We start from the raw sequence: 21,330 nt of genomic DNA, 5'->3' as shown, positions 1-21,330 counted from the left end.
CGGCCAGTCCTTCGGTCATAAGCCGTCACAGCTGTGTGGCAAAGAGCGCCACCCTGCTGGTCCGTCTTACGTCTGTCAGGCCTGAACGGCCGCCTTGCGCTTTTCTTTGGTTGTCCAGCTCCAGGCGGCCAGTCCTTCGGTCATAAGCCGTCACAGCTGTGTGGCAAAGAGCGCCACCCTGCTGGTCCGTCTTACGTCTGCCAGGCCTGAACGGCCGCCTTGCGCTTTTCTTGTTAGTATGAAAAAAATGGTGGGTTTTTAAACGTCTTATCACAAAATCACTATGCTTTTTCATCAAATTGTTCTATACTTTTTTTTTAGAGTCGCACGAAGCGGCATTTGTAATCCTTAAAGAAACAAGGAGGCAGTAAAAATGAGTGAATTATGGTACACGGAAAAGCAGACAGGCAGCTACGGCATCACGATGAAAGTGAAGCGTACTTTGCATACAGAGCAAACCGATTTTCAATATTTAGAAATGGTCGAAACAGAAGAGTGGGGCAACATGCTGTTTTTAGACGGCATGGTAATGACAAGCAAGCGCGATGAATTTGTCTATCATGAAATGGTTGCACATGTGCCATTGTTCACGCACCCGAACCCGGAAAACGTTCTTGTTGTAGGGGGTGGTGACGGCGGCGTTATTCGCGAAGTGCTCAAGCATCCGTCTGTGAAAAAAGCGACACTTGCCGAAATCGATGGGAAAGTCATCGAATATTCAAAAGTATACTTGCCGGAAATCGCAGGCGATCTTGAGGATCCGCGTGTAGAAGTAAAAGTCGGTGATGGATTTATGCATATCGCAGAATCTGAAAATGAATATGACGTGATCATGGTGGATTCAACAGAACCGGTCGGACCGGCGGTTAATTTGTTTACAAAAGGCTTCTATGCCGGCATTTCAAAAGCATTAAAACAAGATGGCATTTTTGTCGCTCAATGTGATAATCCTTGGTTTAAAGCAGATCTAATCCGTCAGGTGCAGTCAGACGTGAAAGAAATTTTTCCGATTACGCGTCTTTACACAGCAAATATCCCAACGTACCCGAGCGGCCTTTGGTGCTTTACAATCGGCTCGAAAAAATATGATCCGCTTGCAGTAGAAGACGCCCGTTTCCATGAAATTGAAACGAAATACTACACAAAAGAGCTGCACAAAGCGTCATTCGCGCTGCCAAAATTCGTGCAGGATTTAACATAAGATGAGATTTGACGAAGCGTATTCAGGAAATGTATTTATCGGAACACAAACTTCATTTGAAGATAGCGATGTTGTGCTGTACGGCATGCCGATGGACTGGACGGTCAGCTACCGTCCGGGCTCGCGTTTCGGCCCTGCCCGTATTCGTGAAGTATCAATCGGGCTTGAAGAGTACAGCGCGTATTTAGACCGCGAGCTGCATGAAGTGGCGTATTTTGACGCCGGTGATATTCCATTGCCGTTTGGCAATGCGCAGAAAAGCCTTGATATCATTGAAGACTACATTGACAGCTTGCTTGAGGCTGGGAAAAAACCGCTTGGCATGGGCGGTGAGCACTTAGTATCATGGCCAGTTATGAAAGCAGCGGCTAAAAAGTATGATGATCTCGCCATCATTCATTTTGATGCACACACGGATTTACGTGAGGAGTATGAAGGCGAGCCATTGTCGCACTCTACACCTATCCGTAAAATCGCTGGGCATATCGGACCGAAAAATGTTTACTCGTTCGGCATTCGCTCCGGCATGAAGGAAGAATTCCAGTGGGCAAAAGAAAACGGCATGCACATTTCGAAGTTTGAAGTGCTCGAGCCGCTGAAAGAAATCCTGCCAACACTTGCGGGACGTTCTGTATACGTCACAATTGACATCGATGTGCTTGACCCGGCGCACGCGCCTGGTACAGGGACCGTGGACTGCGGCGGGATTACGTCAAAAGAGCTTTTGGCATCGATTCATGCGATCGCCGGTTCTGACGTAAACGTGATCGGTGCCGATCTCGTTGAAGTCGCGCCAATTTATGATAACTCTGAGCAAACAGCTAACACAGCATCAAAGCTGATTCGTGAAATGCTGCTTGGTTTCTTTTAATGAATGAAGTGTCCGGTTTTCAGCCGGACGCTTTTTTCTCGCGTCCGCAGCGGATTGGTCACGAAAAGCGGGAATTGCTGACGATCACAGTAGATTAGTCATAGAAAATAGGAATTGTCCACGATCAAATTCGGTGCTGACGAAAAACTGAGTTCAGCCTTTGTCGTTTCTGTGTTAAAATATACACACATTAAAACAAGGAAGTGATTCGGCGTGACAGATGAGCAGATGCCGGTGAAAATCTGGGTGAAGACGGATGTGGCGCACGAAGGGGAACGTGAGACATTTGAATTATCGCTGTTCGGACGGCTGTTTAAAAAAGATGGCTCGACCTTTTTAAAATACGATGAAGTGCAGGATGAAGGCGTTGTGCATACGATTGTAAAGCTGGCAGATGAAAATGCGCTTATCTTGCGGAGCGGTGCGCTGAAAATGCGGATGATTTTTGAAAGAGGCCAGCAATTAAACGGCTCATACGAAAGTCAGTACGGCACCCTGCTTGTTACAACGGATACGCAAGCCTTTACGCATAACACGAGCGATGCGGGCACCGGGCAGGCAGAATTAGTTTACAAGCTGCTCATGCAGGGCGACGCAGTCGGCACATATACGATGAACATTCATTATGAACTGGAGGAAAACTTGTGAACATTGCAGAACAAATGCAGGCACAGCTGAAAGAAGAAATTAAAGCAGCTGTCCTGAAAGCGGGGCTTGCCGCAGAAAGCGAAATTCCCGCCGTCCTACTCGAAACACCGAAAGACAAATCACATGGCGATTATTCAACGAACATGGCGATGCAGCTTGCGCGTATCGCGAAAAAAGCGCCGCGTCAAATTGCCGAAGCGATTCAAAAAAACATGGATTTGTCAAAAGGCTCGGTTGAAAAAATCGACATTGCCGGTCCGGGTTTTATTAACTTTTACATGAACAACAGCTATTTAACAGACCTCATCCCGGCAGTATTGAAAGCAGGCGATGAGTACGGGAAGTCGAATGCCGGACAAAATCAAAAAATTCAGGTCGAGTTTGTTTCTGCCAACCCAACCGGCGACTTGCACCTTGGCCATGCCCGCGGCGCATCTGTCGGTGATTCATTGTGTAATGTGCTTGATGCAGCCGGCTATGACGTCACACGTGAATATTACATTAATGACGCCGGTAATCAGATTCATAATTTGGCGCTGTCCGTTGAAGCGCGTTACTTCCAGGCGCTTGGCGAGGAAAAAGCGATGCCGGAAGCCGGCTATCACGGAAAAGACATTATTAACATCGGGAAAGAGCTCGTCGATGAATTTGGCGATGAATTTGCGAAAATGCCAGAAGAAGAGCGCTATAAAACATTCCGCGCGCATGGCTTAAAGCTCGAATTTGCCAAGCTGCAAAAAGATTTAGCGGATTTCCGCGTGAACTTTGACGTCTGGTTCTCTGAAACATCCCTTTATGAAAACGGTAAAATTGACGAAGCACTCAAAGCACTCGATGAAAAGGGTCATTCATTTGAAGAAGATGGTGCACTTTGGTTCCGTTCAACAACGTTCGGTGACGACAAAGATCGCGTTCTTCGCAAGCAGGATGGATCTTACACATACTTAACACCAGATATCGCTTATCACCGCGATAAATTCGAACGCGGCTTCCAAAAAGTCATCAATATTTGGGGTGCTGACCATCACGGCTACATCCCTCGTATGAAAGCGGCGGTCGAAGCACTTGGTATGAAGCCGGATCAGCTGGAAGTGGAAATTATCCAGATGGTGCAGCTGTATAAAGACGGAGAAAAAATGAAGATGAGTAAACGGACAGGGAAAGCTGTAACGATGCGTGAGCTTGTCGAAGAAGTCGGTTTAGACGCCGTTCGTTATTTTTTCGCGATGCGCAGCGGCGACACACATATGGACTTTGACTTAGATCTTGCTGTATCGCAATCAAATGAAAACCCTGTTTATTATTCACAATATGCTTATACCCGTATTTCAAGTATTTTGCGCCAGGCGGCCGAGCAAGGCTTAAAGGCATCTCCAGAAGCAAATGTTGCATTATTAACATCTGAAAAAGAAATTGATTTGCTGAAAAAAATCGGAGACTTCCCGCAAGTCGTAGCTGAAGCAGCAGACAAGCGCATTCCGCACCGAATTACAAACTACGTTCATGAGCTTGCGGCTGGGTTCCACAGCTTCTACGGCGTGCACAAAGTCGTTGATAAAGAAAATGAAGACGTATCAAACGCACGTCTTGCACTCGTTCAGGCGGTGCAGATTACATTGAAAAACGCATTGAAATTGATTGGTGTTTCCGCACCTGAAACAATGTAATAAATTTTTTTAGCTGCCCGGCGAAAGCCCGGCAGCTTTTTTATGCATCAAATATATGAACGATATGACTGCATATACATTTTTCGAGAATGCCATAAAAAATATTGACTGAATGCTCATTCATATATTACGATAGAAGAAATCAAAGGGGATTAATGGGAAAGGATGTGCACGGTATGAATGGGTTGTTATGGATAAATTTAATTGCTGCACTTTTTGTAATCGCTTACGCAGGTTGCTTATTCGTATATCTATTAAAAACACGCTATGAATTCATTAAGCTTGGCAAAAAAGAAGAGTTTGATCGGAAAAAGGATGAGCGAATCCGAAATATTATAGTCAACGTTTTCGGTCAGAAAAAACTATTAAAAGACAAAAAAAGCGGTGCGATTCACGTCATGTTTTTCTATGGCTTTTTGCTTGTTCAGCTTGGGGCGCTAGACTTTATTATAAAAGGGATCGTACCGGGAGCGCATTTGCCGCTCGGCCCGCTTTATGGACCCTTCACCTTTTTCCAGGAACTTGTGACGCTGATGATTCTCATTGCGGTCATATGGGCGTTTTACCGCCGTTATATTGAAAAGCTTGTCCGCCTGAAGCGCGGCTGGAAAAGCGGACTTGTTCTCATTTTTATCGGCTCGCTTATGGTGTCAGTGTTAGTCGGCAATGGGATGTCGCTCATCTGGCACGAGGAAACGGTTCATTTGAGCTGGTCAGAACCGATCGCATCTGTTATTGCGCTTATTTTCGCCGGCCTCTCAAAGCCAGTTGTCATTGGATTGTTTTATGTGATGTGGTGGATTCATTTATTCGTCCTGCTCACATTCCTTGTATATGTGCCGCAGTCGAAGCACGCACACTTGATCGCAGGGCCGGTGAACACGTATTTTCATCGGTTGAACAAAGCGGGTACACTCCGCAAAATTGATTTTGAAGACGAAACGCAGGAATCGTTTGGCGCGGGAAAAATTGAAGACTTTACGCAGACACAGATGATTGATTTTTATGCATGTGTGGAATGTGGACGCTGCACGAATATGTGTCCGGCAACCGGAACAGGAAAAATGCTGTCACCGATGGATTTGATCGTGAAGCTGCGCGATCATTTAACGTTTACCGGTGCAGCGGTCACCTCCCAGCAGCCGTGGGTGCCGGCTTTTGCGTTTGCGGAGACGCAGGGAAACAAAATTGCCAGAGGGATTGATCCATACAGTCCGCAAATGATCGGCGACGTCATTACAGAAGAAGAGATTTGGGCATGTACGACGTGCCGTAACTGTGAAGACCAGTGCCCGGTCATGAATGAGCACGTGGACAAAATTATTGACATGCGCCGCTACCTCGTGCTGACAGAAGGGAAAATGAATCCGGATGCGCAGCGCGCGATGCAAAATATAGAGCGGCAGGGCAATCCATGGGGATTAAATCGGAAAGATAAAGAAAAATGGCGCGAACTGCGCGATGATGTCCATATTCTGACTATGAAGGAAGCGCAAAAAGCGGGCGAAGAGCCGGAATACTTATTCTGGGTCGGTTCTATGGGGGCGTTTGACAGCCGCAGTCAAAAAATTGCTCTGTCATTTGCAAGGCTGATGAATGAAGCCGGCGTCTCCTTTGCGATTCTCGGCAACAAAGAAAAAAACTCTGGCGACACACCGCGCCGGCTGGGCAACGAATTTTTATTTCAGGAGCTGGCGGCTGCGAACATCGCGGAATTCGAAAAAAACGATGTGAAAAAAATCGTCACAATCGATCCGCATGCGTACAATATTTTCAAAAAGGAATATCCGGACTTTGGTTTTACAGCAGACGTGTACCATCATACCGAATTATTAGATACACTAGTGAAAGAAGGAAAACTGAAGCCGGTGCATGCTGTAAACGAAACGATCACGTTTCACGACTCGTGCTATCTCGGCCGCTACAACGACGTGTACGATCCGCCGCGTGAAATCCTAAAAGCCATTCCAGGGGTCGAACTGGTAGAGATGAAACGTAACCGCCAGGACGCCATGTGCTGCGGCGCAGGCGGCGGCATGATGTGGATGGAAGAAGATACGGGCCATCGGATAAATGTTGCACGTACCGAGCAGGCACTTGCCGTTGCGCCGTCAGTGATCAGCTCCGGCTGCCCGTTCTGCCTAACAATGCTCAGTGACGGAACGAAAGCAAAAGAAGTAGAAGAGTCCGTCGCTACATATGATGTGGCAGAAATTTTAGAGAAATCAATTTTAGGCACGCAGCAAGAATTAAGTGCATCATAAAAAGTAACGGGAAGCGGCATCATGTTTCCCAGTTTCCTGTTCCAAAAGGAGGACGGCACGTTTGAAAGTAAAAAAAATAATGGTTATCGGCGCCGGACAGATGGGTACGGGCATTGCACAAGTATGCGCGCAGGCCGGCTATGATGTGCTTCTTTATGACATTGACGAAGCTAATCTTGATAAAGGCATAAACAAGATTGAAAAAAACCTTGCCCGCCAAGTGGAAAAACAGCGTATAAATGAAAATGAAAAAAAAGATGTGTTCACAAAAATTCGGCGATCGGCCACATTGTACGATGCATCGGGCGTCGATATCGTCATCGAAGCAGTCGTTGAAAAAATGAATGTAAAACGGGAGATTTTTGCCCAGCTGGACGAAATTACGCCGGATCATACGATTCTCGCTTCGAACACATCATCGATGCCTATTACAGAAATTGCGGCGGCAACCGATCGTCCGGAAAAAGTAATCGGCATGCATTTTATGAACCCGGTGCCGGTGATGAAGCTTGTTGAAATTATTCGCGGACTTGCTACATCAGATGAAGTATATAAAAAAATAGAGGAAGTCACCAGAGCGATCGGCAAGGTGCCGGTTGAAGTAAATGACTTTCCTGGTTTTGTTTCAAACCGCATTTTAATGCCAATGATTAACGAAGCCATCTATACGCTATATGAAGGTGTGGCGACGAAAGAAGCAATTGATGACGTCATGAAGCTTGGCATGAATCATCCGATGGGACCGATTCAGCTCGCTGATTTTATCGGGCTCGACACATGCTTGTCGGTTATGGAAATTTTGCACGAAGGCTTTGGCGATGACAAATACCGGCCGTGCCCGTTGCTCCGGAAATATGTAAAAGCCGGCTGGGTTGGCAAAAAAGCGGGACGCGGATTTTACACCTACGATTAAACGGGGGGATCGGGATGAACTTCGGGCTTACCGCTTCACAGCAGCAAATGCGTGACGCCGTTCGTCATTTTGCGGAAAACGTTGCAGCGTCATTTATTCCGCAAATGGAAGCGGGTGAATTTCCGTATGCACTCGTGCAAAAAATGGCAGATCACCAGTTGATGGGCATCATCATTCCTGAAACATACGGCGGGACCGGGTGCGATTTCATCTCGTACATCATCGCCATTCATGAACTGTCAAAAGTTAGCGCGGCTGCCGGCGTTATTTTGTCCGTCCATACATCAGTCGGCACAATCCCGATTTTATCCTTCGGGACAGAAGCACAAAAACAAGCGTACATTCCAAAGCTTGCCTCCGGTGAGTGGCTCGGCGCTTTTTGCTTAACCGAGCCGTCGTCGGGTTCTGATGCGGCGTCTTTGAAAACATCCGCGCACCGCGATGGAAACATGTACAGGGTAAACGGATCAAAACTGTTCGTTACGAACGGCGGCGCGGCGGATACATATATCGTGTTTGCCAAAGCTGAACAAGGCATCACTGCTTTTATTGCAGAAAAAAATATGCCGGGCCTCGTTATTGGCAAGGATGAGAAAAAGATGGGGCTGCACGGATCAAAGACGGTCTCTATTACATTTGACGATGTGTGTATTCCGGTTGTGAACAGGATCGGGGAAGAAGGGGACGGTTTTAAAATCGCGATGGCAAACCTCGATGGGGGGCGAATTGGCATCGCCGCACAAGCGCTGGGCATTGCAGAAGCAGCATTTCAGTATGCGAAAGAACATCATCCAGGTATACAGCTGGCTAACATAGCTGCGTCCGTTGAAGCAGCCAGACTGCTCGTCTACCAGTCGGCTTTTCTACGGTCGGCCGGGCGGCAATGCGGAAAAGAAGCGTCGATGGCAAAGCTTTTTGCTTCAAAAACGGCTGTGGCGGCAGCTGGTGAATGTGTGCAGCAAATGGGACGGAACGGCGCGGCAGAACGATATTTTCGCGATGCAAAAGTGACAGAAATATACGAAGGTACATCAGAAATTCAACGGATCGTCATCAGCAAGCATTTAGCAAGGGGGATGAAGAGATGAACTTTACACTATCAGAAGAACATACCATGATTCGCAAAATGGTACGGGACTTTGCCGAAAATGAAGTCGCGCCGACCGCAGCAGAGCGGGACGAGGAAGAACGATTTGATATGGATATTTTCCGAAAAATGGCGGAGCTTGGCTTAACCGGTATCCCGTGGCCGGAAAAATACGGCGGCATCGGCAGCGATTATCTTGCGTATTGTATTACGGTCGAAGAATTATCCCGTGTCTGCGCATCCACAGGCGTAACGTTATCTGCGCATACATCGCTTGCTGGCTGGCCGATTTATACATTTGGCACAGAAGAGCAAAAAATGCGTTATTTAAAACCGATGGCACAAGGGGAGAAAATCGGTGCATATGGCCTGACAGAATCCGGAAGTGGTTCAGATGCGGGTAGTATGAAAACGACCGCCCGCCGTGACGGAGATGATTTTATTTTAAACGGATCTAAAATTTTTATTACAAACGGCGGTGTTGCGGACATTTACATCGTTTTTGCGATGGCAGAAGAAGGCGTCACAGCGTTTATTGTTGAAAAAGAACTCGACGGGTTTTCCGTCGGCAAAAAAGAACAGAAAATGGGTATCCGTTCTTCTCCAACGACGGAGATTATCTTTGACAATTGCCGTGTTCCGATAGAAAATATACTTGGTGAAATTGGAAGCGGTTTTAAAATCGCGATGATGACGCTTGACGGCGGCCGCAATGGGATCGCCGCGCAGGCAGTCGGCATTGCGCAAGGTGCACTTGATGCGGCACTCCTCTATGCACAGGGACGAAAACAATTTGGCAAGCCCATTATCGCCAATCAGGGCATTTCGTTTAAGCTCGCGGATATGGCCACGTCGATTGAAGCGTCAAGACTGCTTACTTATCAAGCAGCATGGCTGGAAACAGTAGGGCTGCCGTACGGAAAAGCGTCAGCCATGTCAAAGCTGATGGCTGGTGATACGGCGATGATGGTCACGACAGAAGCAGTACAGATTTTCGGCGGCTACGGCTACACAAAAGACTATCCGGTTGAGCGGTTTATGCGTGATGCGAAAATTACGCAAATTTATGAAGGGACGCAGGAAATTCAGCGTCTCGTTATTTCCAGAATGCTGACAAAGTAAGGCGGTGTTATGAATGGAACAAACGAAACGGCCAGTGCATACGTCGGTTAAAGATGAACAGCTCATTGAAAAGCGCCGGGCAGAAATGATTCGCGGCTCTGTGCAGCTTTTCAAGCAAAAAGGATTTCACCGGACGACGACCCGTGAAATTGCTAAAGCGGCCGGTTTTAGCATTGGCACGTTATATGAGTATATTCGGACAAAAGAGGATGTCCTTTATCTTGTCTGTGACAGTATTTACGATCAAGTGAAAAGCCGGCTGCAGCAAATTGACCTTGAACAAGGAACATTAGAAAGTCTAAAGCTTGGGATCAGTTATTATTTCCACGTAATCGATGAAATGCAGGATGAAGTGCTTGTCATGTATCAGGAAGCAAAGTCGCTCTCAAAAGATGCGCTTCCATACGTGCTGCAAAAAGAAGTGGATATGACGGGCATGTTTGAGACACTTATTCAGCGCTGCGTCGACCGCGGTGTGCTGGAAATGAGCGAAGCACACGTTCATTTGCTGGCGCAAAATATCTTTGTACAAGGGCAAATGTGGGGTTTCCGACGCTGGATGCTGCAAAAAAGCTTTGCACTAGAAGAATACATTGACCTGCAGACAGATCTTTTGTTTGACGGTCTCACAGGATATCAAAAAAAATCCGCCCTCAGCTGAGAGCGGATTTTCTTGGGCCTGCGTGATGCAGGTCACGCAGGCGTTGCCGCAGGACGCGGCGAAGTTAGCCTTGGATCCTTAATGTTAAAGCAAATCACGGCCTGTGCGTATTTTGCCGTCTTCTTCAATGTGTGCTTCCTCACGACGAACTGTATCGCGGACTGTTTCTGTCTCTTCCACTTTTCGTTTGCCAATGACAATTTCTTCTGTTACAACCGGTTTTTTCGTTACTTCAACGCGTTCCTCCGTAATTGGGACACGAATCGTTTCTCCATCATCTTTAAATGCACGATCACGATCGTCAAATGCGGTTAAATCATCGTCTGTTGCTGTAAGGTCGCCGTCTGTCACCGGGCGGCGTTCAACGAATACTTCTTCGCGCTCAACCGGCACGTCAATGACCTGCTCTTCTTCAATGACTTCTTTTTCAACATAAACCTCGCCCGTTTGAACGCGTTCTTTATTTACATTTAAGCGTTCTTCATGCAAACGAAGCGTTTCTTTTTCGCTTAACGTGTCATCTGTCCGCAGTCTGTCCCGCTCGGTATGCATATTGCCGCCTAGATTCGTATCTGTCAGACCAGTATCTATCGAAGAACGTTCCTGGTTCCGGTTCATGTTATCAAGAGCGTCATAATCAATCGGCTCTAAACGTTCTCCAGCTAAATCCGCTGTATTTCCATTAGCGATGCCGACTGTGCTGCTTGGATCATAATCGCTGCCGTAGCGGCTGCCATAATCACGGTCTACATACAAAAGCATGCCGCCGTTTTCAACTTCTGTATAGTAACGATCTGCTTCTTCATCCGAAACGCCCATATTACTGAATGCACCTCGGATCGGATCAACGCCTGATAAGAAAGACATAAAACGGTCTCCCCATGAGCCGCCTGCCGTTTCAATCTCAGCGTTTGTCCGGCCGCGAACCATTGAAACCGCCTCTTTATCTTTCACAGTAATATACATATCTTCTTCTGCATAGCCATTTGCTTTTAATTCATCCATTTTCGCCAGTAAATCCGTTTCATTGTGGTATACACCAATAAATTTTTTGTTATCCATGTTATTTGTACCCTCCTAAAAGGTTTTTATTTGTGGGTGCTTCTGCTCTTTCATTTACCCGGTTAACGCAGCCTAAAACTAATTGGATTGAAAATGGTTATAAGGATGCATGTCTATATTGAAAGTTTCTTTTTTGGTTAAAATACGGGTGAAATCGAGTTATTTTTTGAAAAAGTGGGAATACTTATAATTAAATTTACATTTCATACATATTCTTATTATAGTAAGAAGGTATAATTAGGAATGTGAATATAAAATTGAGTGAAAAATGTCGAAAGAAAGGACGTGAAAGCGTGAGGCAGTTTCTTACCTATTTAACAATTGCAGTTGTCTCAATTGGATCTTCTTGGCTTTATATGAAACAATTTGGGGCTGTTCCGTTCCTGCTTCTTTCGATTTTTTTCTTTTATAAAACGTATGATGAAGTGACAGGAAGGGCAAAAAAGCGCCGAGAAACGAAGCAAATGAGCCATTCCAGTGCTCCCGCAGGAAAAAAAGCAGAAATCATCACATAAATATGGCGTAGAGCCATATTTTTTGTTTATAATGGAGAATATGCCAAAAACGTTTTTGCTCTTTTTTTGGGCGTGCAAATAGAGAAGGGAAGTGCGGATGGTGAGCTTGCAACATTCGAAAGAAGAATTAAAAGAAATGTCATTCCTTGAACTGGCACATTTGATCCTTGCCGACAAACGTGAACCAATTTTGTTTAAAGACCTGCTGGCTGAAATTAAAAAGCATTTGGAGATTTCAGAACAGGAATTAAAATCCCGTATGGTCCAGTTTTATACAGATCTAAATATTGACGGGAGCTTTTTATCGCTTGGTGAAAACCGCTGGGGGCTTCGTGCCTGGTATCCAGTTGAAAAACTGGAAGAAGAAACGACAAACGCACCAGTGAAAACACGTAAGAAAAAAGCGAAGAAGGCCGTTGTGGATGACTTTGAAGAAGAAGTCCTAGAAGAAGAAGAGGTCCTCATTGATTTTGAAGAAGAAGAAGATTTTGATGAGGTGGAGGAAGATCTTGACGTCGAGGAAGAGGATCTGGATGAAGATCTTGAAGACGGCCTGGATGTTGTCGAAATTGATGAAGATGATGAAGATGATGAAGATGATGACTTTGAGAAAGAAGAGGGTGCCGAGGACGAGTACAATCTCGGCGATAAATAAACAAGAATCTTCCCTTGACTATTTCAGTCGCGAATTGTAGTATTTTATTTGGGCTCTTTATGAGACGAAGAATTTAGTCGATAACGCTCCTCTTACTGAGAAGTAAGCGGGGCGTTTTTTGTATTTTTTGGAGAATTAGAACCATTTAAGGAGGATTTTCACTTTGACGAAATATATTTTCGTAACAGGCGGCGTTGTTTCATCTCTTGGAAAAGGCATCACTGCTGCATCTCTCGGCCGCTTGCTGAAGAATCGCGGATTAAAGGTATTCATTCAAAAATTTGATCCGTACATTAACGTAGATCCGGGAACGATGAGTCCGTATCAGCATGGAGAAGTATTCGTAACGGATGACGGTGCAGAAACGGATCTTGACCTTGGTCATTATGAGCGCTTTATTGATATTAACTTAACGAAGCTGAGCAATATTACAACAGGTAAAGTATACTCTACGGTTCTTCGCAAAGAGCGCCGCGGTGAATATTTGGGCGGCACGGTGCAGGTTATTCCGCACATTACAAATGAAATTAAAGAGCGCGTCTTCCGTGCGGGCAAAGAGTCAGGTGCAGACGTCGTCATTACAGAAATCGGCGGCACGGTCGGTGACATTGAGTCCCTTCCGTTTTTAGAAGCGATCCGCCAAATTAAAAGTGATGTTGGCCAAGATAACGTTTTGTACATTCACTGTACGCTTATTCCGTATTTAAAAGCAGCTGGCGAAATGAAAACAAAGCCGACACAGCATAGCGTAAAAGAATTGCGCAGCTTAGGCATTCAGCCAAACATTATTGTTGTCCGGACGGAAATGCCGATTTCACAGGACATGAAAGATAAGCTGGCTCTTTTTTGCGACATCGCGAAAGAAGCGGTTATTGAAGCCACAGATGCTGACACGTTGTATGCTGTTCCGCTTATGCTTCAAAAACAAAATATGGACGAACTTGTTTGCCGCTTGCTAAAAATGCAGTGCCATGAAGCCGACATGACAGAGTGGAACGCGCTCGTAGACAAAGTGCGCAACCTGCCGAATAAAACACGCATTGCCCTTGTCGGGAAATACGTTGAATTGCAGGATGCCTACATTTCTGTTGCGGAATCATTAAAACATGCGGGCTATCAGTTTGATACAGATATTGAAATCGACTGGGTTAACTCAGCGGAATTGTCCCAGGAAAATGCAGCAGAACGCTTAAAGGATGCAGCGGGCATTCTCGTGCCGGGCGGATTCGGCGATCGCGGCATTGACGGAAAACTGGCTGCGATTCAATATGCGCGTGAAAATAATGTTCCGTTTTTTGGTATTTGTCTGGGCATGCAGCTCGCATCAATCGAATACGCACGCAACGTGCTGAACTTAGAAGGTGCCCATTCTGCAGAAATTATGCCGAAAACGCCATATCCGATTATCGATCTTCTGCCGGAACAAAAAGACATTGAAGACCTTGGCGGCACGCTTCGCCTTGGCTTGTATGCATGTAAATTAAAGCCGGAAACGCGGGCGCGCGCAGCCTACAATGAAGAAATTGTATACGAACGCCATCGCCACCGGTACGAATTCAATAACGAATTCCGCGAGCAAATGGAGAAAAATGGCTTTATTTTCTCTGGTACAAGTCCGGATGGTCGTCTCGTTGAAATCGTTGAGCTTGCGGATCACCCGTGGTTTGTCGCCGCGCAGTTCCACCCAGAATTCACATCGCGTCCGACACGTCCACAGCCCCTATTCAGAGAATTTGTTCAAGCATCAATTGAAAATAATTAAAAAAAACGGAACCGGATTTCAATCGGGTTCCGTTTTTTTAGGTAATTTTTTTGACTGACAGCTGAAATAAACAAGAGGGAGGTGGGAGAAATCGAAAAGACGGTCGGGGAAAATTTTTTCAACCGTTCAGCTTATTATCTCGACCGTTATCACTCTCCATATTCAGCTGCAATTTCTTCAATCGTCATTTTAAGCAAGAAGTAGGCGTACAGCCCCGCAATAGAAGAGGGAAACCCAGTTCTTCCGCCTTCATCATCCGGTAAAAGTCCTTTTGTCAAATGCAGATCGATAAACACATCGGCTAACTCGTCGATACCGGATTCATCTTTTTTTGATGCCAGTGCCACAAATGGAATGCCGTCTTCATGAAGCTTTTCAGCCAGCCGCAATGCATCAGGATCGTCTGAAAAGCGCGTTGCCACGAGCAGGCGATCTGCTTCAGTCAACCGGGCATCTGTTGTCCAGCTCTTTACACCGTCAAGCACTTCGGCACCGTGAACCGCTTCGATCTCAATCGCGGCCATTTCATCAAATCCTTTTATATATATAGATCCTTCGCTCATTAAGCTTTGAGCTAGTAAACGTCCCGCATCTTCAAGCGGGAATTCTTCTTTTTCACTAATCTTTTTTAATAAACCGCTCAGCTGCGTCATAAACATTTTCGACAAATCGAATCACTCTTTCTGTTTTTCTTCATTATAAGGAAATTCTCCTAAAAACGCACACGTCCTGTGTGCAACGGAGAATCCAGAACATCCTGTTCAAGTGAAATTCTCCTAAAAACGCACACGTCCTGTGTGCAACGGAGAATCCAGAACATCCTGTTCAAGTGAAATTCTCCTAAAAACGCACACGTCCTGTGTGCAACGGAGAATCCAGAACATCCTGTTCAAGTGAAATTCTCCTAAAAACGCACGCGTCCTGTGTGCAACGGAGAATCCAGAACATCCTGTTCAAGTGAAATTCTCCTAAAACGCACACGTCCTGTGCGCAACGGAGAATCCAGAACATCCTGTTTAAGTAAATTGAAAAAAGGAATTTGAATGATTTCGTCGAATGTAAGTAAAAAGACAAAAACGGCAAGCGACACATAGGAGGAATATCGAATGGCGGCAAAGATACTCATTGTGGATGACCAATACGGCATCCGGATTTTATTAAACGAAGTGCTGAAAAAAGAAGGATATGAAACATTGCAGGCGGCGAACGGCCCGGAAGCGATTCAATTGGCGAAAGAACAAAACCCCGATCTTGTTTTGCTCGACATGAAAATTCCGGGTATGGATGGGATCGAGATCTTAAAAAGAATGAAAGCGGAAAACCCGAATATCCGGGCGATTATTATGACCGCCTATGGGGAGCTGGATATGATTCAAGAAGCCAAAAACATCGGCGCCATTATGCACGTTCCGAAGCCTTTTGACATTGATGATATTCGCAAAACCGTTAAAGAGCATTTAACTCATTAATGGAATAGGGTAGATTCTGTTGGTAATAAAAAGATGAATTTGATATGATACAAATGTGGTTTTTTTCATGAAGCAAACATTTCCCTTAGAGGAGGAACCAAAATGCCATTAGTATCAATGAAAGAAATGTTAGACACTGCGAAAGAGAAAAAATACGCAGTAGGCCAATTCAACTTAAACAACCTTGAGTTCACTCAAGCGATCCTTCAGGCAGCTGAAGAAGAAAAGTCACCAGTAATCCTTGGTGTATCTGAAGGCGCGGCTCGTTACATGGGCGGCTTTAAAACAGTTGTAAAAATGGTGGAAGGTTTGATGGAAGACTATGGTACAACTGTACCTGTTGCCATTCACCTTGACCACGGTTCAAGCTTTGAAAAATGTAAAGAAGCGATCGATGCAGGCTTCACGTCTGTCATGATTGACGCATCGCACCATCCATTTGAAGAAAACATTGCGACAACTTCTCAAGTTGTGGAATATGCACATTCAAAAGGCGTTTCAGTTGAAGCGGAACTTGGCACAGTAGGCGGGCAAGAAGACGACGTTATTGCTGACGGCGTTATTTACGCAGATCCAAAAGAATGCGAAGAGCTTGTTAAACGCACAAACATCGACTGCCTGGCGCCAGCGCTTGGTTCTGTTCACGGTCCTTACAGCGGTGAGCCTAACTTAGGTTTCAAAGAAATGGAAGAGATCGGAAAAGCAACTGGTCTTCCGCTTGTTCTTCACGGTGGTACAGGCATCCCAACAAAAGACATTGAGAGATCAGTTTCTCTTGGAACTGCTAAAATTAACGTAAACACAGAAAACCAAATCGCTTCTGCAAAAGCAGTGCGTGAAACACTTGCAGCAAAACCGAACGAGTACGATCCACGTAAATACCTTGGACCGGCACGTGATGCGATTAAAGCAACAGTAATCGGCAAAATGCGTGAATTCGGTTCTTCTGGCCAAGCATAAGACGGCGTTCTTAGCTTTTGACCATGTTAACTGAAACTTAATGATAAGATCACAACAAGAACCGCCTTTTTTAACGAATAGGCGGTTGTTGTCTATATAATAAAATGAACTGAAAAGAGGGAATATTTAATGAAATTCTTTATCGACACGGCTAACATCGACGAAATCCGCGAAGCACATTCTTGGGGCATCCTCTCTGGTGTTACGACAAACCCATCATTGGTGGCGAAAGAAACCATCCCATTCCACGACCGTCTTCGTGAAATTACCGAGCTTGTTTCGGATTCAGTGAGTGCGGAAGTCATCGCGCTTGATGCGGAAGGCATGATTGAAGAAGGCCGCGAACTGGCGAAAATCGCGCCAAACATTACGGTGAAAGTACCAATGACGCCGGAAGGTTTGAAAGCGGTCGCAGTATTCGCTAAAGAAGGCATTAAAACGAATGTCACTCTTATTTTTAGTGCGAACCAAGCATTAATGGCAGCTCGTGCAGGTGCTTCATACGTCTCGCCATTCCTTGGCCGTTTGGACGATATTGGACAAGACGGACTTGAAGTGATCGAAACAATTGCCGACATTTTTGTGATTCATGGGATTGAAACAGAAATCATTGCAGCATCTATCCGTCATCCGCAGCATATTACAGCGGCAGCATTAAAAGGCGCACACATTGCGACAACACCTTACAAAGTGCTTGAGCAATTATTCAAACACCCGTTAACGGATAAAGGCATCGAAGGATTCCTGGCTGACTGGGAAAAACGCAAAGCGAAGTAAGAATCGTACATGAGACGATTGTTATCGGTTAAACTACGACTACCAAGAAAGCTTTCCCGCTTTCCGTTTACACAGGAAGAAGGGAGTACAACATGATGGAAAAGTTAAAAGTTGAAGGCGGTCATCCGTTAAAAGGAACGATCAAGGTAGACGGGGCTAAAAATAGCGCCGTTGCCCTTGTGCCGGCTGCCATTTTGGCGGAATCTCCGATCACTATCGAAGGACTGCCGGATATTTCTGATATTCATATGCTGAAAGGTCTTTTGGAGGAAATCGGTGGAAACGTGACGTTTAAAGACGGTGAGATGAAGATCGATCCGACGAACATGACGGCCATGCCGCTCCCGAACGGAAAAGTCAAAAAGCTGCGCGCATCTTATTATTTGATGGGTGCGATGCTTGGCCGTTTCAACAAAGCGGTTATCGGCTTACCGGGGGGCTGCCACCTTGGTCCTCGTCCAATCGACCAGCATATTAAAGGATTTGAAGCGCTCGGTGCAGAAATAACCAATGAGCAGGGCGCGATTTATTTGCGTGCCAAGGAGCTGCGCGGTGCGCGAATTTATTTAGATGTTGTCAGCGTCGGGGCCACAATTAATATTATGCTGGCGGCTGTCAAGGCAAAAGGACAGACGATTATTGAAAATGCTGCAAAAGAGCCGGAAATCATTGATGTTGCAACACTTTTATCAAATATGGGTGCCAACATTAAAGGGGCCGGCACGGATATAATCCGCATCGACGGTGTTGAACGGCTTCAAGGCTGCCGCCACTCCATTATTCCGGATCGTATTGAAGCAGGAACATTTATGATTATGGCAGCTGCCGCTGGCGAAGGCGTTATTATTGATAATGTCATTCCGCTTCATATGGAATCATTAACAGCTAAGCTGCGTGAAATGAACGTGCCGATTGAACTCGGGGAAGACCGCATTTTTGTTGGGAAGGCGGAAAGCCTTAAAACTGTCGACATTAAAACGCTTGTATATCCAGGGTTTGCGACGGACTTGCAGCAGCCATTTACATCGCTTTTAACGAAAGCGTCTGGTTCGGCCATTGTGACCGATACGATCTATCCAGCACGTTTCAAACATATTGATGAACTGCGCCGTATGGGAGCAAATGTGAAAACAGAAGGTCGTTCTGCAATCATTAATGGACCGGTTCAGCTGCAGGGTGCGAAAGTGAAAGCGAGTGATTTGCGTGCGGGTGCAGCGCTTGTGCTGGCCGGATTAATGGCAGATGGCGTAACAGAAGTAACCGGACTTGAGCACATTGACCGCGGCTACAGCAATCTCGCGGAAAAACTCACAGCGCTCGGCGCCAATATTTGGCGGGAAGAAATGACGGCAGAAGAATATAGCGAAATAAAAAGTTGATAAGGTTATGATGAACAAATGGTAAATGTGTTACAATATATAGAGAATATGTGGCATAAGGCCGCTGTTTGTTCGTCGTATGGGGGTAGGGAGCAATGGAGAGAAGTTTATCGATGGAACTGGTTCGTGTAACCGAAGCAGCGGCGCAAGCGTCAGCACGCTGGATTGGGCGGCGGCCTGAAAGACGAAGCGGACGGTGCAGCAACATCAGCCATGCGTGATGTATTTGATACGATTCCGATGAAAGGCACGGTTGTAATCGGCGAAGGGGAAATGGATGAAGCCCCTATGCTTTATATCGGTGAAAAGCTTGGAAACGGATACGGTCCACGTGTTGATGTTGCAGTTGATCCACTTGAGGGAACAAACATTGTCGCAGCGGGCGGCTGGAATGCATTGGCTGTTCTTGACGGTCCGTTTTGTCGATGGACGCCATAGCTTAAATAAAAAACCTAACCTTGTCATTAAACCATAAACCATAAACCATAAACCATAAAACATACTAACAGCGGTGCAGCCGGTCCGGTTCTCCGCTGTTTTGCTTCATCTGCCCACTCGTCTAGAATGCTTCAAGATTGCCGGCTATCGACCTCCCTCCCTCTTAAAAATCAATTTAATAAAGTGTGGTGCCATAATGGAAGAACTTACAATCAATTATCTTGAAAACTTAAAGCTGAAGGAACTATATGAACTTGCCAAAACGTACAAAATCTCCTACTATAGCAAGCTCACCAAAAAAGAACTTATTTTTGCCATTTTAAAAGCACGTGCTGAACAGCAAGGCTTCTTTTTCATGGAAGGTGTATTGGAAATTATTCAATCAGAAGGCTTCGGTTTTCTTCGTCCGATCAACTATTCAGCCAGCTCAGAAGATATTTACATTTCCGCTTCCCAAATCCGCCGCTTTGATCTTCGGAACGGTGATAAAGTATCCGGAAAAGTTCGTCCTCCAAAAGAAAATGAACGGTATTACGGCCTTTTGCATGTAGAAGCCGTTAATGGAGAGGACCCGGAAACAGCGAAAGAACGTGTTCACTTTCCGGCTCTTACGCCGCTTTATCCGGACCGGCACATTATGCTTGAGCTCGAATCAAAGCATTTATCAACCCGTATCATGGACCTTGTGTCCCCGGTCGGTTTTGGCCAGCGCGGATTGATCGTAGCGCCGCCAAAAGCAGGGAAAACGATGCTGTTAAAAGAAATTGCCAACTCGATCTCGGCGAATCATCCGGAAGCGGAGCTGATCGTTCTGCTGATAGATGAACGTCCAGAAGAAGTAACCGACATTGAAAGGTCGGTTGAGGCCGAAGTCGTCAGCTCAACGTTTGATGAAGTGCCGGAAAATCATATTAAAGTGGCGGAACTTGTGCTTGAGCGTGCAATGCGCCTCGTTGAGCATAAGCGTGATGTTGTTATTTTAATGGATTCGATTACACGTCTTGCCCGTGCATATAACCTTGTCATTCCACCGAGCGGCCGAACGCTTTCCGGCGGGATTGACCCGGCAGCATTTCATCGTCCGAAGCGCTTTTTCGGAGCCGCGCGTAATATTGAAGAAGGTGGCAGCTTGACGATTTTAGCAACCGCACTCGTCGATACAGGGTCACGGATGGATGATGTCATTTATGAAGAATTTAAAGGAACCGGCAATATGGAGCTTCATCTCGACCGTTCACTGGCCGAGCGCCGTATTTTCCCGGCAATCGATATTCGCCGCTCAGGCACACGAAAAGAAGAGCTCCTGATTGGGAAAGAACAGCTTGATATGGTATGGGCAATTCGGAAAACGATGTCGGATGCGCCAGACTTGGCCGATAAAGTACTCCGTCGTCTCCGTCAGACGAAAAACAATGAAGACTTTATTGCCCAGCTGCTTGCGGAAACGAAGAAAAACGGTGCATCGAAAAAAATGCTGTAACACATTTGCAATTTTTAATGGTGCCTGCTATAATAGAATTTGTATGAATGAAATAAATAATTAGGACTAGCGCCTGGTTATATTTAACTCTGTTTCGGAATGACTCAGGGCGGAAGGAGAGAAAAGACATGCAAGCAGGACTTCATCCTAACTACAAAACAGCACTTGTTAAATGTGCATGCGGAAATGAGTTTAACACTGGTTCCGTAAAAGAAGAAATTCGCGTAGAGGTTTGCTCTGAATGCCATCCATTTTACACTGGTCGTCAGAAATTTGCTGACGCAGGCGGACGTGTGGATCGCTTCAACAAAAAATACGGTATTAAAGATCAAGCAAGATAATGATAAAAAGGGACAGGCAAGGAGTGAAAACTGCTTGCCTGTTTTTTTGTATGTAAAA

General features: G+C 45.7%; 20 protein-coding genes and 1 pseudogene. 19 read left to right on the top strand and 2 right to left on the bottom strand.

Translation table 11 applies throughout. The annotated features are described in order from the left end of the window. The first annotated feature begins 373 nt into the window (after window positions 1-373). The 9 genes from speE to VQ00_RS05060 all read left to right on the top strand — a co-directional run bounded on the left by speE (window position 374) and on the right by VQ00_RS05060 (window position 10,434). Complete coding sequence (speE, locus tag VQ00_RS05100; RefSeq protein ID WP_046179072.1) at window positions 374-1,201, top strand: polyamine aminopropyltransferase; 828 nt, start codon at window positions 374-376, stop codon at window positions 1,199-1,201. A gap of 1 nt (window position 1,202) precedes the next feature. Beyond that, complete coding sequence (speB, locus tag VQ00_RS05095) at window positions 1,203-2,072, top strand: agmatinase (RefSeq protein WP_046179071.1); 870 nt, start codon at window positions 1,203-1,205, stop codon at window positions 2,070-2,072. A gap of 213 nt (window positions 2,073-2,285) precedes the next feature. Further along, entirely contained in the window at window positions 2,286-2,720 is a 435-nt protein-coding gene (locus VQ00_RS05090) for a YwiB family protein (RefSeq protein ID WP_245618033.1), read from the top strand. Continuing rightward, window positions 2,717-4,387: an arginine--tRNA ligase gene (gene argS, locus VQ00_RS05085; protein ID WP_046179070.1), complete on the top strand. Its 1,671-nt coding sequence runs from the start codon at window positions 2,717-2,719 to the stop codon at window positions 4,385-4,387. The genes VQ00_RS05090 and argS overlap by 4 nt, the downstream gene beginning before the upstream one ends. A gap of 176 nt (window positions 4,388-4,563) precedes the next feature. Next, window positions 4,564-6,651 carry a (Fe-S)-binding protein gene (locus VQ00_RS05080; protein WP_046179126.1) on the top strand — a complete coding sequence of 696 codons (2,088 nt, stop codon included), beginning with the start codon at window positions 4,564-4,566 and terminating at the stop codon, window positions 6,649-6,651. Window positions 6,652-6,712: 61 nt separating this feature from the next. Next, a complete protein-coding gene (locus VQ00_RS05075; RefSeq protein ID WP_046179069.1) occupies window positions 6,713-7,564 on the top strand; it encodes a 3-hydroxybutyryl-CoA dehydrogenase in 852 nt (283 codons plus the stop codon). A gap of 14 nt (window positions 7,565-7,578) precedes the next feature. Beyond that, a complete protein-coding gene (locus VQ00_RS05070) occupies window positions 7,579-8,652 on the top strand; it encodes an acyl-CoA dehydrogenase family protein (protein ID WP_046179068.1) in 1,074 nt (357 codons plus the stop codon). Next, window positions 8,649-9,773: an acyl-CoA dehydrogenase gene (locus VQ00_RS05065; protein ID WP_046179067.1), complete on the top strand. Its 1,125-nt coding sequence runs from the start codon at window positions 8,649-8,651 to the stop codon at window positions 9,771-9,773. The genes VQ00_RS05070 and VQ00_RS05065 overlap by 4 nt, the downstream gene beginning before the upstream one ends. A 13-nt stretch (window positions 9,774-9,786) precedes the next feature. Continuing rightward, window positions 9,787-10,434: a TetR/AcrR family transcriptional regulator gene (locus VQ00_RS05060; protein ID WP_046179066.1), complete on the top strand. Its 648-nt coding sequence runs from the start codon at window positions 9,787-9,789 to the stop codon at window positions 10,432-10,434. An 84-nt stretch (window positions 10,435-10,518) separates the two neighbouring features. On the opposite strand, the gene VQ00_RS05055 is transcribed toward VQ00_RS05060, so the two are convergent. Further along, entirely contained in the window at window positions 10,519-11,496 is a 978-nt protein-coding gene (locus VQ00_RS05055; protein ID WP_046179065.1) for a YsnF/AvaK domain-containing protein, read from the bottom strand. A 293-nt stretch (window positions 11,497-11,789) separates the two neighbouring features. On the opposite strand from VQ00_RS05055, the gene VQ00_RS05050 reads away from it, so the two are divergent. The 3 genes from VQ00_RS05050 (at window position 11,790) to VQ00_RS05040 (ending at window position 14,428) form a co-directional block, all read left to right on the top strand. Further along, a complete protein-coding gene (locus VQ00_RS05050) occupies window positions 11,790-12,011 on the top strand; it encodes a hypothetical protein (RefSeq protein WP_156153973.1) in 222 nt (73 codons plus the stop codon). A 97-nt stretch (window positions 12,012-12,108) separates the two neighbouring features. Next, entirely contained in the window at window positions 12,109-12,666 is a 558-nt protein-coding gene (gene rpoE / locus VQ00_RS05045; RefSeq protein ID WP_046179063.1) for a DNA-directed RNA polymerase subunit delta, read from the top strand. 163 nt (window positions 12,667-12,829) lie between these two features. Continuing rightward, window positions 12,830-14,428 carry a CTP synthase gene (locus VQ00_RS05040; protein ID WP_046179062.1) on the top strand — a complete coding sequence of 533 codons (1,599 nt, stop codon included), beginning with the start codon at window positions 12,830-12,832 and terminating at the stop codon, window positions 14,426-14,428. A 149-nt stretch (window positions 14,429-14,577) separates the two neighbouring features. Here VQ00_RS05040 and VQ00_RS05035 read toward each other — a convergent pair whose 3' ends face one another. Then, entirely contained in the window at window positions 14,578-15,087 is a 510-nt protein-coding gene (locus VQ00_RS05035; protein ID WP_172645546.1) for a DUF2529 family protein, read from the bottom strand. Between the two features lie 447 nt (window positions 15,088-15,534). Here VQ00_RS05035 and VQ00_RS05030 point away from each other — a divergent pair, with 447 nt between their 5' ends. The 7 genes and pseudogenes from VQ00_RS05030 (at window position 15,535) to rpmE (ending at window position 21,272) form a co-directional block, all read left to right on the top strand. After that, a complete protein-coding gene (locus tag VQ00_RS05030; RefSeq protein ID WP_046179060.1) occupies window positions 15,535-15,897 on the top strand; it encodes a response regulator in 363 nt (120 codons plus the stop codon). Window positions 15,898-15,999: 102 nt separating this feature from the next. Next, window positions 16,000-16,857 carry a class II fructose-bisphosphate aldolase gene (locus VQ00_RS05025; RefSeq protein WP_046179059.1) on the top strand — a complete coding sequence of 286 codons (858 nt, stop codon included), beginning with the start codon at window positions 16,000-16,002 and terminating at the stop codon, window positions 16,855-16,857. A gap of 129 nt (window positions 16,858-16,986) precedes the next feature. Continuing rightward, window positions 16,987-17,634, top strand: coding sequence for a fructose-6-phosphate aldolase (gene fsa, locus VQ00_RS05020; RefSeq protein WP_046179058.1), 648 nt, complete (start codon window positions 16,987-16,989; stop codon window positions 17,632-17,634). Between the two features lie 95 nt (window positions 17,635-17,729). Beyond that, window positions 17,730-19,013, top strand: coding sequence for a UDP-N-acetylglucosamine 1-carboxyvinyltransferase (locus VQ00_RS05015; RefSeq protein WP_046179125.1), 1,284 nt, complete (start codon window positions 17,730-17,732; stop codon window positions 19,011-19,013). A gap of 95 nt (window positions 19,014-19,108) precedes the next feature. Beyond that, window positions 19,109-19,421 (top strand): annotated as a pseudogene (locus VQ00_RS05010) (fructose-bisphosphatase class II); the annotation flags it as partial. A 226-nt stretch (window positions 19,422-19,647) separates the two neighbouring features. Next, a complete protein-coding gene (gene rho, locus VQ00_RS05005) occupies window positions 19,648-20,931 on the top strand; it encodes a transcription termination factor Rho (protein WP_046179056.1) in 1,284 nt (427 codons plus the stop codon). A gap of 128 nt (window positions 20,932-21,059) precedes the next feature. Further along, entirely contained in the window at window positions 21,060-21,272 is a 213-nt protein-coding gene (gene rpmE / locus VQ00_RS05000) for a 50S ribosomal protein L31 (protein WP_046179055.1), read from the top strand. Window positions 21,273-21,330: the final 58 nt, after the last annotated feature.

The organism is Domibacillus tundrae (assembly GCF_000970675.1).
Lineage (GTDB): Bacteria > Bacillota > Bacilli > Bacillales > Domibacillaceae > Domibacillus > Domibacillus tundrae.
This window is presented reverse-complemented; position numbering and strand designations above follow the sequence as displayed.

Excerpts from the sequence above, each read along its gene's own strand:
- VQ00_RS05055 (WP_046179065.1), bottom strand. The coding sequence starts at position 11,496 with ATGGATAACAAAAAATTTATTGGTGTATACCACAATGAAACGGATTTA.
- VQ00_RS05025 (WP_046179059.1), top strand. The coding sequence starts at position 16,000 with ATGCCATTAGTATCAATGAAAGAAATGTTAGACACTGCGAAAGAGAAA.
- VQ00_RS05070 (WP_046179068.1), top strand. The coding sequence starts at position 7,579 with ATGAACTTCGGGCTTACCGCTTCACAGCAGCAAATGCGTGACGCCGTT.
- VQ00_RS05030 (WP_046179060.1), top strand. The coding sequence starts at position 15,535 with ATGGCGGCAAAGATACTCATTGTGGATGACCAATACGGCATCCGGATT.
- VQ00_RS05015 (WP_046179125.1), top strand. The coding sequence starts at position 17,730 with ATGGAAAAGTTAAAAGTTGAAGGCGGTCATCCGTTAAAAGGAACGATC.
- fsa (WP_046179058.1), top strand. The coding sequence starts at position 16,987 with ATGAAATTCTTTATCGACACGGCTAACATCGACGAAATCCGCGAAGCA.
- rpmE (WP_046179055.1), top strand. The coding sequence starts at position 21,060 with ATGCAAGCAGGACTTCATCCTAACTACAAAACAGCACTTGTTAAATGT.
- VQ00_RS05035 (WP_172645546.1), bottom strand. The coding sequence starts at position 15,087 with ATGTTTATGACGCAGCTGAGCGGTTTATTAAAAAAGATTAGTGAAAAA.
- VQ00_RS05060 (WP_046179066.1), top strand. The coding sequence starts at position 9,787 with ATGGAACAAACGAAACGGCCAGTGCATACGTCGGTTAAAGATGAACAG.
- VQ00_RS05080 (WP_046179126.1), top strand. The coding sequence starts at position 4,564 with ATGAATGGGTTGTTATGGATAAATTTAATTGCTGCACTTTTTGTAATC.
- VQ00_RS05065 (WP_046179067.1), top strand. The coding sequence starts at position 8,649 with ATGAACTTTACACTATCAGAAGAACATACCATGATTCGCAAAATGGTA.
- speB (WP_046179071.1), top strand. The coding sequence starts at position 1,203 with ATGAGATTTGACGAAGCGTATTCAGGAAATGTATTTATCGGAACACAA.
- rpoE (WP_046179063.1), top strand. The coding sequence starts at position 12,109 with ATGGTGAGCTTGCAACATTCGAAAGAAGAATTAAAAGAAATGTCATTC.
- speE (WP_046179072.1), top strand. The coding sequence starts at position 374 with ATGAGTGAATTATGGTACACGGAAAAGCAGACAGGCAGCTACGGCATC.
- rho (WP_046179056.1), top strand. The coding sequence starts at position 19,648 with ATGGAAGAACTTACAATCAATTATCTTGAAAACTTAAAGCTGAAGGAA.